Genomic DNA, 18,847 nt, shown 5'->3' with positions numbered 1-18,847 from the left:
TCCATAGGCGTGGCGGGGGGCGCCGACTCAGGGTGTCCCCACGAAGACATCGGCAAGGGGACACGAGGAGGGGCAGCACCGTGGAGACGGAGAGCTCGCAGGAGAACGTGACGGGGAGGCCGACCCGGCGGGCGGTCGTCGTCACCACCGCCCTGGCCGGTGTCGGCACCGCTCTCGCGGTCCGCGGTGGCAGCGCGTTCGCCGCGGCGCCGCAGGCCGCTGAGGCCGTCGTGCGCTCGGCTGAACTGGAGGTACGCGTCGACACCGCGTTCCCCAGGATCGTGTCGTACACCGACCGGGGCACCGGCCAGCTGCTGCACGGGCAGGAGGAGGCGGTCGGTTCCGTCGTCATCGACGGCACCGAGCACGAGCCGAAGGTCACCAGCGACACGGCCGAGGACCGGGTCACGTACACCCTGGCCTTCGACGGCGGCACCGAGATCGTCGTCGAGATCAGCGTCAGGGGCTGGCAGGTGGACTGGCGTGTCACCAGGATCTCCGACACCGCCGTGCTCCGCGTCGGCACGCTGCGTATCCCCGCGCTCGCCCTGCTGAGCGTGCGCAGCGACCAGCCAGGCGCGACGCTGTACGCCGCCCGCATCGAGCTCGACAAGGCCAGGAGTGGCGACACCGAGGTCAAGGTCACCGCTGACGCCAAGCCCGACGACGCGGCCATCGGCTGCGCGTACGCCGTCGTCAGTACGGACACGCTCGCCGCCGCCATCGAGACCAACACCGTCTTCGACAAGCCCGCCAGCACCCCCGGTGCCAGCTGGGACAACGGGCGGCTCTGGCGGCAGACGGTCAAGAAGGACGGCTACACCAAGGCGCAGCTGGCGTGCGGCCAGTGGACCCACCGGGCGGCGACCGCCCCGGTCGGCATGACCGAGCCGCTGCCGTACGCCACCGTCATCGTCACCCGAGACCGCAACGGCGACGGCAGGACCGACTGGCAGGACGCGGCCATCGCCCTGCGCGACATCATGGTCAACCCGCTGGGCGCCGACGAACAGCACCTGCGGGTGGTGCCGCACATCCCGTTCAACTTCGCCAGCCAGGCCACCAATCCGTTCCTCATGACGCTCGACAACGTCAAAAGGATCGCGCTGGCGACGGACGGGCTGCGGCAGTACACGCTGCTCAAGGGGTACGCCTCCGAAGGCCACGACTCCGCGCACCCCGACTACGGCGGCAACTACAACAAGCGCGCGGGCGGTCTCGACGACCTCAACACGCTGCTGCGCGAGGGCAAGAAGTGGAACAGCGACTTCGCGGTGCACGTCAACGCGACGGAGTCCTACCCCGTCGCCAACGCCTTCTCCGAGAAGCTGGTCGACAAGACCGACGAGCAGTGGGACTGGCTTGACCAGTCCTACCGCATCGACGCCCGCCGCGACCTGGTCTCCGGTGACATCACCCGCCGCTTCCAGCAGCTGCGCGACGAGACCGACGGCGGCCTGAACACGCTGTACATCGACGTCTTCCGCGAGTCCGGCTGGAACTCCGACCGGCTCCAGCGCGAGCTGCGCGCTCAGGGCTGGCACATCACCACGGAGTGGGGCCACGGTCTTGAACGCTCCTCGCTGTGGTCGCACTGGGCCACCGAGACCGACTACGGCCCTGACACCTCGCGCGGCATCAACTCGCGGCTCATCCGCTTCGTCCGCAACCACCAGAAGGACGTCTTCGCCGACAAGTGGCCGCTGCTCGGCATCCCGCGCACCGGCAACTTCGAGGGCTGGGTCGGCAAGACCGACTGGAACACCTTCTACCAGCAGATCTGGACCGACAGCCTCCCGGCGAAGTACCTCCAGGCGTACCCGATCAAGACCTGGGGCGAGCACGAGATCACCTTCTTCGGGCCGACCGGCACGGTCGTGTCCGACACCGACGGCAAGCGGACGATCACCACCGACGGGCGCGTCGTGCTCAGTGGCGGCGGCTATCTGCTGCCCTGGGAGCCGAAGAAGGCCACCAACCCCGCGAAGCTCTACCACTACAACCCGGACGGCGGGAAGACGACCTGGCGGCTGCCGCGCGGCTGGGCAGGCGCGTCGAAGATCACCGTCTACCGGCTGACCGACCAGGGCCGCGAGCGTGCCGGCACCGTACGCCCCAGTTCCGGCAAGATCACCGTGGACGCCGAGGCCAAGCAGCCGTACGTGCTGTACCGGGGCAGCGCACCGCGCCAGGACGCCCCCGAGTGGGGCGCGCACACCGCGCTGCGCGACCCCGGCTTCAACTCGGGCGGGCTCGGCGAGTGGAGCCACAGCGGCCCAGCGAAGGTCGTACGGAGCGCTCGCGGCGACTACGAGCTGGTCATCGGCGCCGGAGCGGCCGCCGCCGTCGGCCAGCGGCTGACCCGGCTCGCCCCCGGCGACTACGCGGCCTCCGTCCAGGTCGAGGTCGGCGCGAAGGCGGGGGAGAGGCGCAGGGCCACCCTTGAGGTCCGCACCGGCGACGGCGTCACCGCACGCAACTGGACGGAGACCTCCACCGCTGGCAACTACATCGCCGCCGACCACAAGCAGAACACCCGCTTCCAGCGCCTGTTCACCTACTTCACCGTGCCCGAGGGCGGGGGCGCGGTCCAGCTGACGCTGCGCGCGGCTGCGGGCGAGGCGCGGGTGAGGTTCGACAACGTACGGATCGTGGCCGCGCGGCGCACCACCAAGCCGGGCACGCTCCTCTTCGAGGACTTCGAGAACGTGCCGCAGGGCTGGGGCCCGTTCGTCAAGGGCGAGGGAGGCGCACCGACCGACCCGCGCACCCACATCGCGCAACGGCACGCCCCGTTCACCCAGCGCGGCTGGAACGGCAAGGCCATCGACGACGTCATCGACGGCGGCCAGTCCCTGAAGTCACGCGGCGAGGGCAAGGGCGTCGTCTACCGCACGCTGCCGCACACCGTGCGCTTCGCGCCGGGCCGCCGCTACGAGATCGCGTTCTGGTACGAGAACGAGAAGGCGGGCCAGTACGCGTGGGTCACCGCCGTCGATGAGCCGGGCGCGAGGGAGCTGCGACGCGCGGCACTGCCGGTGGCGACCAGTCCGACCGAGTGGACGTACGAGTTCACCGCCCCCGCGACGGGCGAGGCGTGGGTGGGGCTGCGCAAGGTCGGCGACGACGGGAAGGCGGAGTTCACCCTGGACGGGTTCACGGTGCGCGAGGTCGATTGAGCCGTGTCCGGCGGATCGTACCGGGGAGTTCCTGTCTGTGCGCCTGTCCGTGCGCCTGTCTGTGCGACGCGGAGTGCGGGTGCGGGTGCGGGTGCGTCGTGGCTGGTCGCGCAGTTCCCCGCGCCCCTGGCGGTGCACACCCCCGCGCTGTGCCAGGGCTGCTTCCCGCCCGCGCCGTACGGCCGAGCCCCCATGGCGGCCGTACGTATCCGCCATGGTGAGCCCGGGCGACGTTCGGGGGGACGCCGCGCGGGCCCGGTGGCGCGGGTCCCGAAGCCTCGGGGGCCGGTCCCTTGACCAAGGGCCGGCCCCCGAGGCGTTGCCCGCGGGGGGCGTGCGGTCCCGTCACGGACAGGCGCACGGGGCGGCCCGCGTCACCGGGCCGCCCCCGCCCCCCCGCCAGCCGGTGCACCACCCGGTCAGCTCAGCTCAGCAGCGCCACCGGCTCGCCCGCCGTCTCCAGCTCCAGGACCAGCAGTTCATTGCGGCCGGGCCGCAGCGCGGGGCCAGGCACGTACAGCGAGCGCTGCGGCCCGGCCGCCCAGTAGCGGCCGAGGCACCGGCCGTTGACCCACACGAAGCCCCGCACCCAGCCTGGCAGCTCCAGCGTCGCGTCACCGGGGGCTTCCGTCGCGAAGGACCCGGCGTACAAGCCGGGCCCGGCACCGTCCTCCAGCGGCCCGAACGGCACCCGCTCCAGCGCGCCCGGCTCCTCCAGCGCGTCCAGCCGCAGGCCCCGCGCCCGTACGCCGTGCAGATACTGCCGCTCGTGCAGCACGCCGCCCGTGATGCCCTTCGGTTCGGCCAGCCGGGGCCCGTAGTTGACCCTGCCCAGGGACTCCACCCACAGCTCCACGGAAGCGGGCCCGGCGACCTCGCCGATCAGTGCCTCTTCCGCGCTGAGCACGGCCGTGCGCACACCATCCACCCAGGCCAGCGCCAGATCCCGCAGGCCCGTCACCCGCAGCGGGTACGCCTGGCGGGGTCCGGGCACCTCCAGCCGGTAGCGCACCAGACCACGGTCCACGTCCAGTTCCTCGAACGTCGGCGGCGTCGCCGTATGCGTCTCCTCGCCCCCGACGGCGTCAAGCACCGCGTTCAGCGGCGCCCACCGGTCCAGCTCGGCGCGCGACGGTCTCGCGAGCGCCGGGGGAGCGGGCGGAACCTCGGGCAGCGGCCCGTCGGCATACGGCGCGAGCACGTCGCGGAACAGCCAGAACTTCTCCGTCGGCGCCCCGCGTTCATCGACCGGCGCGTCGTAGTCGTAGGAGGTGGTCGTGGGCCGCAGCTCACCGTCGTGGAGAGGGCCGGAGCGGTTGGCGCCCGCCCACCCGGCGAAGTTCGTCCCGCCGTGCGCCATGTAGAGGTTCACGGACGCGCCGCACTCCAGGATCTCGCGCAGCGCCGCCGCCGCTTCGGCCGGATCGCGCGGCACGGGATCGGTACCCCAGTGCGTGAACCAGCCGCACCAGAACTCCATGCACATCAGCGGCCCCAGCGGCTGGTGCCGCCGCAGCGCCGCGAAGGCTTCCCCGGCGCCCGAGCCGAAGTTCGCCGTCGCCAGCACTCCCGGCACCGAACCGCCGGTGAGCATGTGGTCCTCGGGACCGTCGGAGGTGAACAGCGGGACTGTGACGCCGCACCGCACCAGCAGGTCCCGCACCTGCTGGAGATAGACCTGGTCACTGCCGTACGAGCCGTACTCGTTCTCGATCTGCACCATGATCACCGGGCCGCCCCTGTCCACCTGCCGGGCCACGACCTCCGGCAGCAGCCGTGCGAACCAGGCGCTCACCGCTCCCACGAACTCCGGGTCGCGGGTGCGCACCCGTCGGCCCAGCGGACCCGTCACCCAGTGCGGCAGCCCGCCGTTCTCCCACTCGGCGCAGATATACGGGCCGGGGCGCACGATCGCCCACAGCCCGGTAGCGCGGACCGCGTCCAGAAACCGGCCCAGCGCCCCCACATCCCGGAACCGCCCCGGCCGGGGCTCGTGGACGTTCCACGGCACATAGGTCTCCACGCAGTTGAGGCCCATCGCCCGCAGCATCATCAGCCGGTGCTCCCAGTGCCCCTCAGGCACCCGGAAGTAGTGCAGCGCCCCGGACAGCAGCCGCACCGGCCGTCCGTCCAGCTCGAACCGCTCATCCGTGATCACGAACTCCGCCACGCCCCGCCCCCGCCTCTCGCTTCCCTCACACGCAGATCACGATCACCTTCACCCTCTGGCGGGTGGCCGGTCCATGGACAAAGATCGGCGTTCATTGGACGGAGAAGCGCGGAGCAAACGCGGAGAAGGCACAGGGAACAGCACGGGGAAGTACAGAGAAGGCACAGAGAGAGCCCAGAGAAAGCACAGAGAAGGCACAGCGGCGGGCTAAGGAAGGTGCGGGGAAGGCGCGGAGTCGGCCGGCGTACCGTCGTGGACGGTCGGCGATCGGCACGCGGCTCGCAGACGGCCCGACGGCGGTGCCGGGCGGACATCGATGAGGGCGGGGGGCGAACCATGGGAGAGCACGTGTACCAGACCTGGATGCGCTACTTCACACCCAGTCCCACGCATCACCGGCTCGGCCTGGTCTGCCTCGGCGTGGGCCTCCAGCACGGTGCTCTGCCCACGGTCGGACCGCGCACCCTCGACCACCACGTCGCCGTCGTCGTCAGCGCGGGCGGCGGCTGGTTCCAGGCGGCGGACGGTCGCCGCCAGCCGGTCACCGCGCCCGCCCTGATCTGGCTCGTCCCCGGGGTGCCGCACCACTACGCCCCCGACCCGGCCACCGGCTGGGACGAGAGCTTCGTCGACTTCACCGGGCCCGCCGTCTCCGCGTACACCGAACTGGGCTGTATCGACCGTGACCGGCCCGTCGTACCGCTGACGGACACGGTCACCGCCCGCGCCGCCATCGGCCGCATCACCCGGGCCGCCCGGCACGGCAACCCGCTCCTCGAAGTCGAGACCTCCGCCGCCGTCCACGAACTCCTGGTCGCCCTGCGGCGGGCCCGCGCCGATGCGGGCGGTGACGTGGACCCGGTGCTCCAGGCGCTGGCACGGGACGCGTTCCAGCCGCTCTCGGTCGCCGAACACGCCGCCCGGCGTGGCATGACCGCCGCCGAACTCCGGGCGGCCGTGCGCCGCGCGGCGGGCTCCAGCCCCAAGGACTACCTGCTCGGCATACGTCTGGGCCGGGCCAAGGAACTCCTCGTCGGCACCGAACTCCCGGTCGCCGCTGTCGCCCGCCGCGTCGGCTACGACGACCCCGCGTACTTCAGCCGCCTGTTCACCCGCCGCGTCGGCACCGCGCCAGGCCGCTTCCGCGAGCAGCAGGGCCGCGCCGCCCCCGGCGACTGGAGCGATCAGATCCCGGACCCCGGCGACCCACCGATGATCAGCCCAGCGACTTCGCAGTCGCAGTCGCAGCCGTCGCCGCAGCCGGTGGAGTCGCAGACCTTGGGTTCGTAGCTGGTGGTCTCACGGCCGGTGGACTCGCAGCGGGCGGAGTCCCCACACCCGTCGCCCCTCCCCGCGCCCGCCGGTACGTCCCCGCGCCCGCTTCGTACGTCCCCGCACCGCGTCGGTCACGTCGCCTGGTCACGCGGAGGGGTGGCCTGGTCCCGACGGCGGCGGCCATGCGGCCAGGCGGCCGAGGAGGGCGTGGCCGGGGCGGGGGGCCGACGGCCTCGCCAGCCCTGTTAGCGTGGCGCATCGCCGCCCGTGACCCGTGTCGGGAGATCCCCTCGATGACAGACCAGCCTGAGCCGCCCGCGCAGCACACGCGCTCCCCCCAGCCCGACCGGTCAGCGCCGCCGGTGCCGCAGGTTCCTGCCGTTCCGGGCACCGACACCTCACACCTGGACGAATCGGCCGTACACGCCGAGCTGGCCCGGCTGCGCGAGAGCATCGACAACATCGACGCCGCCGTCGTGCACATGCTCGCCGAGCGGTTCAAGTGCACCCAGCAGGTCGGCCGCCTCAAGGCCGACCACAAGCTGCCCCCGGCCGACCCCGCGCGCGAGTCCCGGCAGATCACCCGGCTGCGGGAACTCGCCGAGAGCGCGAAGCTCGACCCCGCGTTCGCGGAGAAGCTGCTCAACTTCATCATCGCCGAGGTCATCCGCCACCACGAGACGATCGCCCGCGGCTGACATTCCGGCCCGGCCCGGCACAGCACGGGGCCCTGCCGCCGCCTCATCCCCGTGCCGCCAGGTACCGCGCGCGCCGCTCCGGGTCGGCCGCCAGGGCGATGCCCGCCCAGGCCATCGCCCGCGCGGCCGCGAGCACCGCGTCGTCGGCCGCCTCGCCGCCGGTCCAGTCGGCGAACTCGCGGGTGTGCGGGACGCCTTGTGCGCCCAGGATGCCCAGGTGGGGGTGGATCGAGGGGAGCGCCTGTGTCACGTTCCCCATGTCCGTGGACGCGCCGAGGCGCCTCGGCTCGCCCGTCGGCTCCGGCACCGTGCGCCCCGCCGCCGTCCGCAGCCCGTCCGCGTAGCGTTCCATCAGCCAGGCGTCGTTGCGCAGGTCCAGGTAGTCCGGCTGCGTCGGCCTGAAGGCGACCTCGCAGCCCGTCGCCAGCGCCGCGCCCTCGAAGCACGCCGTCACCCGGCCCCGCAGCTCTGTCAGCTCCTCCGCCGTGGGCGTGCGCACCTCCCACTCCATGACGGTGCGCTCCGGAATGATGTTCGTGCGCTCGCCGCCGTCGCGGACGATCCCCGCCACCCGGTAGCCGTCGGGCAGCTGCTGCCGCAGCTGCCCCACCGCCACCTGTGCCACCACGGCGGCGTCGGCCGCGTTGACGCCGAGATGGGGTGCCAGCGCCGCGTGGGAGGCCCGGCCGGTGAACGTCACCTCGAAACGCGAGACCGCCGTGGTGGACGAGCGCGGATCGACGTCGTCGTACGGGCCGGGGTGCGCCATCATGGCCACCGTCACCTCGTCGAACGCCCCGCGCTCCAGCATCAGCACCTTGCCGCCGCCGTCCTCCTCCGCGGGCGTGCCGAGCAGCAGGACGCGGAAGCCGAGCGCGTCGGCGGCTGCCGCGAGGCCGATCGCCGCGCCCGCGCTCGCCGCGCAGATCACGTTGTGCCCGCAAGCGTGCCCGATGCCGGGCAGCGCGTCGTACTCGGCGCACACCCCGATCGTCAGCGGCCCGCTCCCGTACGAGGCGGTCAGCGCCGTGGGCAGCTCGTACGGCCCGCGCCGCACCGCGAACCCCGCCGCCTCCAGCAGCTCCGCCAGCCGGTCGGCGGCGCGGTGCTCGGCGAACGACAGCTCCGGGTCCGCGTGCAGGCTCCGGCTCAGCTCCCGCAGCCGCCCCGCGAACGCGCCGATCCGGGCCTGCGCGTCCTCGTTCGCCGCGGCGGCCGCGCCACTGAGGCCGGGGGAGTGCCGGGTGCCCGCTTCGGTGCCGGGGGCTGGGCCGCCGCCCGCCGGGGCGTCGGTACCCATGTCGGTCTCGCTGGCGTCGGCGCGCTTCATTGGTTGCTCCCGGAACGTACGGCAGTGGTCATGTCCCACCCTGCCGTACCGGGACGGATCTCGCGTACCCCCGCCCACCTGCGCGGTGACAGTGGCGTGAGGCAGCATGGCGGCATGTCCGTACTGACGCGCGATGAAGCGCAGACCCGTGCCGGCCGTCTCGGCCTCCGCCGTTACACCATCGACCTCGATCTCACGCGGGGCGCCGAGCTGTTCGGCTCCACGACGACCGTCCGCTTCAGCGCGCGGGAGGCGGGAACCGACAGCTTCGTCCAGCTGGAGGCAGCGGCGGTGCGCCGTGTCGTGCTCGACGGGCGGGAGCTGGACACCGCGGCCTTCGCCGACGGCCGCTTCCCGCTCACCGGCCTCGGTGAAGGCGAGCACGACCTGCGCGTCGAAGCGGACATGCGCTACTCGCGCACCGGCGAGGGCATGCACCGCTTCACCGACCCGGCCGACGGCGAGACCTACCTCTACACGATGTGCTGCATGGCGGACGCCCCCAAGGTGTTCGCCTGCTTCGACCAGCCCGATCTCAAGGCCGTTTTCGAGGTCACCGTCACCGCTCCGCCGGAGTGGACCGTCCTCGGCAACGGCATCGCCGAACGCGTCGGCGACACCGCGGACGGCCGCTGGCGGATCGCCGCCACCCAGCCCATCAGCACCTACCTCATGGCTCTCGCCGCAGGCCCCTGGCACTCCGTGCGCACCCAGCACGCCGGGCTGCCCTTCGGGCTGCACGTGCGCCGCTCGCTCGCCGCGCACCTCGACGCCGACGCCGAGGAGATCTTCGACATCACCCGGCGCTGCTACGACCGTTACCACGAGATCTTCGACGAGCCGTACCCCTTCGACTCCTACGACCAGGCTTTCGTCCCCGAGTTCAACTCCGGCGCCATGGAGAACCCCGGCCTGGTCACCTTCCGCGACGAGTTCGTCTTCCGCTCCGCCGTCACCGACGCGGAACGCCAGACCCGCGCCATGGTCATCGCCCACGAGATGGCGCACATGTGGTTCGGCGACCTCGTCACCATGCGCTGGTGGGACGACGTCTGGCTGAACGAGTCCTTCGCGGAGTACATGGGCTTCCAGACACTCACCGAAGCCACCCGCTACACCGACACCTGGGCCGACTTCGGCATCCGCCGCAAGAACTGGGGCTCGGACGCCGACCAGCGGCCCTCCACCCACCCCGTCGCGCCCGCCCCCGAAGGCGTTCCCGACACCGCCGCCGCCCGCCTCAACTTCGACGGTATCTCCTACGCCAAGGGCGCCTCCGCGCTGCGCCAGCTCGTCGCCTGGCTGGGAGAGCGCGACTTCCTCGCGGGCATCAACGACCACTTCACACGGCACCGCTTCGGCAACGCCACCCTCGCCGACTTCATCGACTCCCTCGCCCACGCCTCAGGACGCGACGTCCACGCCTGGGCCGACGCCTGGCTGCGCACCACCGGCGTGGACACCCTCACCCCCGTCGTCCGCGAGTCCGCCGACGGCTGGGGACTGAGCCTGAAGCACGACGGCAGCCGCCCCCACCAGCTCACCATCGGGCTGTACGACAAGGACCCGGCGGTTCCAGGACGCCTCATCCCGCGCGAACCGCTGCGCTGGACCGCCCCCACCGACGACAGCCACACCGGGCAGGGGCCCCGCCCCGACCTGATCCTCGTCAACGACGGCGACCTCACCTACGCCAAGATCGGCTTCGACGCCAGGTCCTGGGACACCCTCGCCGACGCCCTGTCAGGACTGCCCGACGCGTCCTCCCGGGCCGTCGCCTGGAACGCGGCACGCGACCTCGTACGCGACGGGCAGCTGCCGCCGACCGCCTTCCTCGACGCGCTGCGCGCCCACCTCCCGTACGAAACCGAACTCCCCCTCGTACAGGGTGTCCTCGCCTTCGCCCGCACCCAGATCGCCGACCGCTACCTCCCGCCGCACTGCCGCGCCGCCGCCTTGGCCACCCTCGCCGACACCTGCCGCGACCTGATGCGGCGCACCGATGACGGCTCCGATCCGGGCCTGCGGCTGTGCGCCGTACGCACCCTCGCCGACAGCGCCACCGACCCCGCCGAACTCGGTGACTGGCTCGCCGCGGGCACCGTTCCCGGCGGCCCCGTCCTCGACCCGGAGCTGCGCTGGCGACTGCTGCTGCGCCGCTCCGTCCTCGGCGCCGCCACCCCGGCCGACATCGACGCCGCACTCGCCGCCGACTCCAGCGCCACCGGCCAGGAAGGCGCCGCCCGCTGCCGCGCCGCGCTCCCCGACGCGGAAGCCAAGCAGGCCGCCTGGACCGCGCTCTTCGAGCGGGACGAGCTGTCGGCATACCTGGCCACCGCCACTGCCGAGGGCTTCTGGCAGCCCGAACAGCACGACCTGCTCCGGTCCTACCTGCCGCGCTACTTCCCGGCCCTGGTCGACGTGTCGGCCCGGCGCGGCCCCGCCATCGCCCAGGCCGTCGGCCGCTTCGGCTTCCCCCACCACGCGGTGGACGCCGACACGCTGCGCTGGGGCGAGGACTGCCTGCGCGACAGCGAACCCATCCCGGCGCTGCGCCGCCGCCTCGCTGACGAACTGGACGACCTGCGGCGGGCCCTGCGGGTGCGGCAGGGCGCGGAGGGCTCAGCGCGTGGGCCAGTGGGCGGACCAGCCGGGGCGTAGGTCTTACGGCCGACCCATGCCGGTCCTCGCCGACGATCCGGCGGGCGGATGATCCACCTAGGCTCGTTGATCATGAGCTGATCAGGCGAACCGGTCACCGGGCGCCGCGATCGGCCACCAACGAACGGCCAGGCGGCCCACCGCCCGCCGGACAAGGAGCAACCGTGATCGTCGTGACCGGCGCCACCGGCAACGTGGGCCGCGCCCTGGTGTCCCAGCTCACCGCCGAGGGCCACAAGGTACGAGCCCTCACCCGCGACCCGCGGCGGGCCGACACGCCGCCGGGGGCCGAAGCCGTACGGGCCGACCTCGCCGACACCGCCGGGCTGCACGCCCTGTTCAGTGGTGCTACACGGCTGTTCATCAATCTGAGCGCGGTCGGCGACCGCACGGAGGACCTGCTCGCCGCCGCCGTCCCGGCGGGTGTCGAACGGGTCGTGCTGCTCTCCTCCGGCGCCGTCACGGACGAGGCCGACGAGAGCGACCCGCTCGTCGCCCACCACCTGACGCCCGAACGCGCTGTCCGCGCGAGCGGTGTCGCCTGGACGGTCCTGCGGCCCAACTCGTTCGCCACGAACTCCCTCCAGTGGGCGTCGCAGATCCGCGCCGGTGACACCGTGCGCGGCCCGTTCGCCGAGGTGAGCGCCGCGCCGATCCACGAGGCCGACATCGCCGCCGTCGCCGCCCGGGCGCTCGTCGACGACGGCCACAACGGTGCCATCCACCGCCTCACCGGCTCCGACATCCTCACCACGGCCGAGCAGATCCGGATCATCGGCGCGGCCATCGGCAGGGACGTGCGCTTCGAGGAGATCCCGGTGGAAAGCGTCACCCCGGAGATGTACCCGCACGTTGATCCGCACATCCTGCCCACGATCCTCGCCGCCTTCGCCGAAGCGGTCGGCAGCGTTCCCGAAGTCACCACGACGGTGCGGGAGATCACCGGCCGCCCGGCCCTGACCTTCGCCCAGTGGGCCGCGGACCACGCCGCCGACTTCCGCCGGGACGCGCGCTAGCCGCGTCCGCCGCCGCTACCCACCCCGCGGCTCATCCGCACCGTGCCTGGGCCGGGACCTGGACTGTGGTCCAGGGCCCGGCCCTCGGTGCGGATGGAGTGCGGGGTGAGACTGCGGCACCCGTGCCCGATCCCGGCTCAGGGTATGGCCGGGATACTTCTCTAGCAGATACGGCGCGCACACCAGCAACGCCTTACCACGTATGAGTGGTTTTGACCAGAGGGACGTCGTATTCCGCAACGCCGCAAGTAACTTAAGGCGGCCTCATCCCCTGCGACTTCCTTTTGGAGGGCACACCTGTGCCTGTGCCCGCTGCCGACGCCAGCCCCCTCCTCGCGGGCGGAGCCGAAGGCCCCCGCGCGCTGCGCCCGCTGCTCGACACCGCCTTGGCCGCGCTCGCCGCGGGCGCCGCCGACCGCGCGGGCCCGCTGCCGTCCGGCGGGCCCGACGCCGTCGCCCGGCGGGTACGGGAAGCGATCGGCAACCCGATCCCCCTCCACGGCACCGGCGCGCACGAGGCCCTGCGTGCTCTCATCCACGCCGTCGCCGTGGGCGCCGCGGACCCCGCCGACCCGCACTGCGCGGCCCATCTGCACTGCCCGCCCCTCGCCGTCGCCGTGGCCGCCGATCTCGCCGCCAGCGCCCTCAACCCGTCGATGGACTCCTGGGACCAGGCACCCGCGGCCTCCGAACTCGAAGCCCTCGTCAGCAGAGCGCTCGCCGCCCTCGTCTACGAGAACGCGTCCGCCCCCGACGCCCTCGTCACCACCGGCGGCACGGAGTCCAACCAACTCGCCCTGCTGCTCGCCCGCGAAGCGGCCGCGTCCCACGCCGCGACCCACGCGGCAGGCCGAACGGCCCTGCCCGCGCAGCCGACCGGTTCCCCCGAGCCCGGCCGCGCCACCGCCTCCGAGCCGGAGCGTGCTGCCGACCCCGAGCCAGGCGGCGGCGTCGCCCCGGAAGTCGCCTACGCCACCACCCACCCGCAAGCCACCCACCCCCAAGCCACCCGCGCACCACGGGCAGCACGCGTCGCCCCTGCCCTGGCAACCAGGCCCAGCCATGTCCTTCCGCATCAGCGCGCCCGCCATCCTCAGACCCCACGCGCCCTGCGGATCGTCTGCGGCGCCAACGCCCACCACAGCGTGCACCGCGCCGCATGGCTGCTCGGCCTGCCCGAGCCCCTCGTTCTCGCCACCCCGCGCGGCGTCCTCGACCCCGCCACCGTCCACGCCGCTTTAGCCGAACTCCCCGGCCCCGCCCTCGTCATCGCCACCGCGGGCACCACCGACACCGGCGCCATCGACCCGCTGCCCGAGCTCGCCGACATCACCGCCGCGCACGGCGCCCGGCTGCACGTCGACGCGGCCTACGGCGGCCCCCTGCTGTTCAGCGACGCCCAGCGGCACAAGGTCAGCGGTCTTGAGCGCGCCCACAGCGTCACCCTCGACCTGCACAAACTCGGCTGGCAACCGGTCGCGGCGGGGCTGCTCGTCGTCCCCGCCACGTGCGACCTCGCCCCGCTCGGCCACCGCGCCGACTACCTCAACGCCGACGACGACACCGAAGCCGGGCTTCCCGACCTCCTCGGCCGCTCCCCGCGCACCACCCGCCGCCCCGACATCCTGAAGATCGCCGTCACCCTGCGCGCCCTCGGCCGCAGCGGCCTCGCCGGCCTCATCGACCGCACCTGCGCCGCCGCCCAGCGCCTCGCCGACCTCATCGAGAAGCGGCCCGGCCTCGAACTCCACTCGCGGCCCACCATCAGCACCGTTGTGTTCCGCCCCACCGGAGCGGACGCGCCCGCCATCGCCGAGGTCCGCCGCAGGCTCCTCACCGAAGGCCGCGCCGTCCTCGGCCGCGCCACCGGGCCCGACGGCCTGTGGCTCAAGGCCACCCTTCTCAACCCGCACACCCAGCCCAGCGACCTCGAAGCCCTGGTGCAACTCGTGGAAGGCCACCCCACCGCATGAGAACCACCCCCACCACCAGCCCCGACGAGCCCCTCGACCTCGCGGGCGTCGGCATCGGCCCGTGCAACCTCTCCCTCGCCGCACTCGCCCACGGCATCCCCACCCTCCGCACCGCCTTCTACGACGAGCACTCCGCCTTCCGCTGGCACCCCGGCCTCCTCGTCGACGGAGCCACCCTCCAAGTCCCCTTCCTCGCCGACCTGGTCACCCTCGCCAACCCCGGCAGCCCGTGGACGTTCCTGAACTACCTGCACAGCCGCGAACGCCTCTTCCCCTTCTACTTCGCCGAGCGCTTCCACATCCAGCGCGCCGAATACGACGCGTACTGCCGCTGGGTCAGCGAGAACGTCCCCGGACTCCACTTCCGGCATCGCATCGACGCCGTCCGCTGGAACACCGACCTCGAACTCTTCGAACTCGACTTCTCCCAGGTCGGCGAAGAGGGACAGGCCGACGAGCTCGGCCGCGCCTACGCCCGCAACCTCGCCCTCGGCGTCGGCACCACCCCCCACGTCCCCGACCCCTTGCGCCCCCTCGCCGACGCGCCCGGCGTCCCCGTCGTGCACTCCGCCGACTACCTCCACCACCGCGACGTCCTGCTCGCCGCCGACCACATCACCGTGGTCGGCTCGGGCCAGTCGGGCGCCGAGGTCTTCCTCGACCTGCTGCGCCACCGCCCGCACGGCAAGGAACGCCTGCACTGGCTGACCCGCACCCCCGCCTTCGCGCCCATGGAATACAGCAAGCTCGGGCTCGAGCAGTTCACCCCCGACTACACCCGCTACTTCCACTCACTCCCCGAGGCCGTCCGCGACCAGCTGCTGCCCACCCAGTGGCAGCTCTACAAGGGCATCGACCACGCCACCATCGCGGCCATCCACGAGGAGCTGTACAACCGCAGCCTCGACGGCGGTTGGCCCGAGACCGTCCTCACCCCCGGCGTCCGTGTCCGCACCGCGGGGCGCGTCGCCACCACCCGCGTCGAACTCCACCTCGAACACGACCAGCAGCAGACCCGCAGCCGCCTCACCACCGACGCCGTCGTCCTGGCCACCGGCTACCAGGAGCGCTGCGTCAACACCCTCCTCGCCGACCTCTACCCTCAGCTGGAGCGCGACAGCGCGGGCCGCCCCCGGGTCGACGAGCACCAGCGGCTCGTCCTCAACCCCGGGATCAGCGGCGCCATCTACGTGCAGAACGCCGAACGCCACACACACGGCGTCGGCGCCCCCGACCTGGGCCTCGCCGCCTGGCGCGGCGCCGTCATCCTGAACTCACTCACGGGCGAACCGGCGTTTCCGCTTCCGCGCAGGACCGCGTTCACGACCTTCGGCCTCGAACCCGTCCCCGCCCCGAGCACCGGCCCCGGCACCAGCCAGCTGCGCAAGCTCCCCGATCAGCGCGACCGGCGCCCCGCCGCGCGGACATGACCACACCGCTTCCCCCTGCCGCACCCCGGCGGCCAGCGGATGCGTATCCGGGTGAGTGGGGCACTCGGGCCACACGGCGGGCCCGAGCGCCGCGCAGAGGGCCTCCACCACCGAGGTCTGCGCCTGGTCGGCGAGGTCAGCGGTCTGCTCGGCCCGGTCAAGGCCGAGCATCACGGAAAGGCCCACCCCGCTGCCGTCCTCGTCGTAGAGCATCACTCCGGCACAGCCGTCCTCGGTCAGTCGCCGGGACCAGTCATCCTCGACGAACCGCATCGGCACGGCACACGAAGCGGCCACGTCCCGGCGTACGGGCTCCAGCGCGGCGGCGAACTCCTCATCCATTCCGCCATTGTGCTGGCCCTGCGGGAAACAGCCGAACGGTTTACGCGAAGACCGGCGTACCGTCCCGGGTCAGCTTCCAGTCGACCGAGGCGAACTGGGCGCCGTCGATCGTGCCCTTGGCCCGCACCCACGAAATGATCGTGTTACGGATCTCATCCGAGTCCGACCACACCTGCTTCGCCCCGGCGACATGCGGGAAATTGCCACCGCCGCTCGCCCGGTAGTTGTTCACCGCCAGCACGAACAGCGCGTCGTCAGCGAGCGGCCTTCCACCGAAGCTCAGTTTCGCGATCCGCTTCCCCGGCTCCTTGGCGATATCCACCTCATACGACACCCCACTGACCGCGTCGTAGTTGTAGTCCGGTATGCCGTCCGCGTTCGTCAGCTTCGCCGGATCGACGTCACCGCCCGCCGGAGTACGTACGTAATACCGTGCCGAGAACTCCAGGTATTCCCTGAGCTGCGCGCCGGTCAGCACCCGCGCCTCCAGCGTGTTCTCGAACGGATACAGCCCGGCCACCTCGCGGATCGTCACCTTCCCCGCCGGAACCGCGGCCGTACGCGAGAAACACGACGCCTGCGAGAGCACCGGCAGCTTCGCGTGCTCCGTTCCCGCGAGCGCCGCCTTCACCGTCTCCGCCTGCACATGGTTGATGAAATCGATGATCGGGGTGTCCTTGTACGGCGCCTCAGCCGCCGCCATCCTCGCCGTCGACGTCCCGATGACCTGGTTCACATACGCCACGACCTTGGCGTGCTCATCCGCCAGCAGCCCGGTGACGCTCCGGTCCTCCGCCGCCTCGTTGGAGTTCAGCACCTTCGCCGAGACCGACTCCACCCGCCAGCGCCCCCGGCCCCAGACCAGCGCGAAGTCGAAGAGTGTCAGCCGCTGCCCCCACTTCAGCGGCTCCGACAGGACGACCTCCTGCCCGGTCTCCTTGTTCACCACGCGGTGTTCGGGAATCTCCTTGTGCGCGTGCCCCACCAGAATGGCGTCAATGCCCGGCACCTGCTCGGCCACCAGCGCCGCGGCGTTCTCCACATGCGGCAGCTGGTCACCGTAGGAGGATGTTCCGCTGCTCCCCGAATGCGCGGACACGATCACCACGTCAGCGCCCATCGACCGCAGCCGGGGCACGTACTTCGCGGCCTGCTCCTCAAGCCCGGGAAACGTCATCTTCCCCCGCACATGGGCCTTGTCCCAGATCGCGATCCCCGGATTCGTCAGCCCGAGCACCGCCACCCGCACATCCCGCCCGCACGGTGTACGCAGCCGTGTCATCCAGTACGGCGGGAAAGCGGGCCGCGAGGTCTTCGCGTCCAGCGCGTTCGCGCCCAGCAGCGGGAAGTCACACTGCTCCTCGAACTTGCGCAGCACCGGAATGCCGTAATTGAACTCGTGATTGCCCAGCGCCGCCGCGTCATAGCCGATCGCGTTCATCGCCTGCGCCATCGGATGCACAGGACCGCCGGGCCCGGTGATCGGATCGACCTTCGCGTAGTAGTACGACAGCTGGGTGCCCTGGATGGTGTCGCCCGCGTCGATCAGCAGGGTGTTCTCCCGGCCCTTCGCCGCCCGCACCTCGTTCACCAGTGTGGCGATCTTCGCCAGGCCGACGTCGTTGTGGTCCTTGTCGTCGAACTCGGCGTCGGTGAAGTAGTCCCAGTTGAAGACGTTGCCATGCAGGTCCGTCGTGCCCATGACGGTGAACGAGTACCGCTTGCGCCGCCCGCCCGGGCCCTGTCCCCGCGCCTCGGCCGGAGCTGCGGCCGCCGCCCCCGCCAAGGCCACCACCGCTCCCGTGGCGGCGGAGCGTTCCAGGAACTTCCTGCGGTCGAGTGGCATCTCATCTCCCATGGGTGACTGCGCGGCGCGCGACGCACAGCGCGTAACGCGCGTAGATTCTGCACCGGAGCCCGCCCCTCGCAACACCCCTGTCAGGTTTCGATCACATGACTACCTGACCGCTCACCCGGCTGCGAGAGTGAGGCGCATGACCACATCCACACCCCTGTCCTACGGCACACCCGACACCCCCCGCGTCGCCGTACGCGGCGAGGCTCGCCTCGAAGTCGACCCCGAGATCGCCCGCATCGGCATCACCATCAGCGCCCGTGGCACCGACCGGCGTGCCGCGCTCGACGACCTCACACGCCGGAACGCCCAGGTCCTCGACCTCGTCAAGTCCTACGGGGAGGCCATCGAGAAGCTGGAGACGGGAGCCTTCAGCATCACCCCGCAGCTCTCCGACAAGGGCCGGGGCGAACGCATCCGCGCGTACCACGGCCGTGTCTACCTCACCGTGACCCTGCCCGACTTCAGCGCGCTCGGCGAGCTCACCACCCGCCTCGCCGACCTGGAGCTCACCCGCGTCGACGGCCCCTGGTGGGCCCTGCGCCCCGACTCGCCCGCCCACCGCGACGCCCGCCAGCAGGCCGTACGCGAGGCCGTCAAGCGCGCCAGGGAGTACGCCGAGGCGCTGGGCGCCCGGCTCGCCGCCATCGTGGAACTCGCCGACACCGGCGCGGAGAACTCTCCGGCCATGCCCGCCGCCCCCGGCGGTTTCCGCGGCGGTTACGGCGGAGCCCGCTCCGCGGCGGCCGAACAGGCCCCCGCCCTTGACTTGGAGCCGCAGCGTCAGACCGTGTACGCGCACGTCAACGCGCGGTTCACGATGACGCGTCCCGAACTGTGAGAAGAACGTGCGGAGGGCGCCGAAATCGCTCATCAGAGCGCCCTCGCGCACGTTTCACTAGTTGTCAAGAGCCTTTC

The 18,847-nt window shown here is 72.2% G+C and carries 11 protein-coding genes; 8 read left to right on the top strand and 3 right to left on the bottom strand.

Annotated elements, in window-relative coordinates:
- Positions 1-80: 80 nt before the first annotated feature.
- Complete coding sequence (locus tag AC5P1B_RS15845; protein WP_493887763.1) at positions 81-3,179, top strand: endo-alpha-N-acetylgalactosaminidase family protein; 3,099 nt, start codon at positions 81-83, stop codon at positions 3,177-3,179.
- A gap of 424 nt (positions 3,180-3,603) precedes the next feature.
- On the opposite strand, the gene AC5P1B_RS15840 is transcribed toward AC5P1B_RS15845, so the two are convergent.
- Positions 3,604-5,349: a glycoside hydrolase family 35 protein gene (locus tag AC5P1B_RS15840; RefSeq protein WP_493887762.1), complete on the bottom strand. Its 1,746-nt coding sequence runs from the start codon at positions 5,347-5,349 to the stop codon at positions 3,604-3,606.
- 348 nt (positions 5,350-5,697) lie between these two features.
- On the opposite strand from AC5P1B_RS15840, the gene AC5P1B_RS15835 reads away from it, so the two are divergent.
- The gene (locus AC5P1B_RS15835; RefSeq protein WP_493887928.1) at positions 5,698-6,639 is read left to right on the top strand and encodes a helix-turn-helix domain-containing protein; all 942 of its coding nucleotides are present in this window, start codon (positions 5,698-5,700) and stop codon (positions 6,637-6,639) included.
- A 389-nt stretch (positions 6,640-7,028) separates the two neighbouring features.
- On the top strand, positions 7,029-7,322 hold the full coding sequence (locus AC5P1B_RS15830; protein WP_493887927.1) for a chorismate mutase: 294 nt from the start codon (positions 7,029-7,031) through the stop codon (positions 7,320-7,322).
- Between the two features lie 43 nt (positions 7,323-7,365).
- On the opposite strand, the gene AC5P1B_RS15825 is transcribed toward AC5P1B_RS15830, so the two are convergent.
- Complete coding sequence (locus AC5P1B_RS15825; protein ID WP_493887761.1) at positions 7,366-8,652, bottom strand: amidohydrolase; 1,287 nt, start codon at positions 8,650-8,652, stop codon at positions 7,366-7,368.
- 114 nt (positions 8,653-8,766) lie between these two features.
- Here AC5P1B_RS15825 and pepN point away from each other — a divergent pair, with 114 nt between their 5' ends.
- The 4 genes from pepN (at position 8,767) to AC5P1B_RS15805 (ending at position 15,732) form a co-directional block, all read left to right on the top strand.
- Positions 8,767-11,313, top strand: a complete 2,547-nt coding sequence (gene pepN / locus AC5P1B_RS15820; protein ID WP_493887760.1) for an aminopeptidase N — start codon at positions 8,767-8,769, stop codon at positions 11,311-11,313.
- A 164-nt stretch (positions 11,314-11,477) separates the two neighbouring features.
- Positions 11,478-12,329 carry an SDR family oxidoreductase gene (locus tag AC5P1B_RS15815; RefSeq protein ID WP_493887759.1) on the top strand — a complete coding sequence of 284 codons (852 nt, stop codon included), beginning with the start codon at positions 11,478-11,480 and terminating at the stop codon, positions 12,327-12,329.
- A 656-nt stretch (positions 12,330-12,985) separates the two neighbouring features.
- Positions 12,986-14,302: a pyridoxal phosphate-dependent decarboxylase family protein gene (locus tag AC5P1B_RS15810; protein WP_493887926.1), complete on the top strand. Its 1,317-nt coding sequence runs from the start codon at positions 12,986-12,988 to the stop codon at positions 14,300-14,302.
- Complete coding sequence (locus AC5P1B_RS15805) at positions 14,299-15,732, top strand: lysine N(6)-hydroxylase/L-ornithine N(5)-oxygenase family protein (protein ID WP_493887758.1); 1,434 nt, start codon at positions 14,299-14,301, stop codon at positions 15,730-15,732. The genes AC5P1B_RS15810 and AC5P1B_RS15805 overlap by 4 nt, the downstream gene beginning before the upstream one ends.
- A gap of 382 nt (positions 15,733-16,114) precedes the next feature.
- On the opposite strand, the gene AC5P1B_RS15800 is transcribed toward AC5P1B_RS15805, so the two are convergent.
- Positions 16,115-17,920: a bifunctional metallophosphatase/5'-nucleotidase gene (locus AC5P1B_RS15800; protein WP_493887757.1), complete on the bottom strand. Its 1,806-nt coding sequence runs from the start codon at positions 17,918-17,920 to the stop codon at positions 16,115-16,117.
- A gap of 148 nt (positions 17,921-18,068) precedes the next feature.
- Between AC5P1B_RS15800 and AC5P1B_RS15795 the strand changes: the two genes are divergently transcribed.
- Positions 18,069-18,770, top strand: a complete 702-nt coding sequence (locus AC5P1B_RS15795; RefSeq protein ID WP_493887756.1) for an SIMPL domain-containing protein — start codon at positions 18,069-18,071, stop codon at positions 18,768-18,770.
- The last annotated feature ends 77 nt before the right edge of the window (positions 18,771-18,847 follow it).

The organism is Streptomyces sp. A01 (genome assembly GCF_059026195.1).
This window is presented reverse-complemented; position numbering and strand designations above follow the sequence as displayed.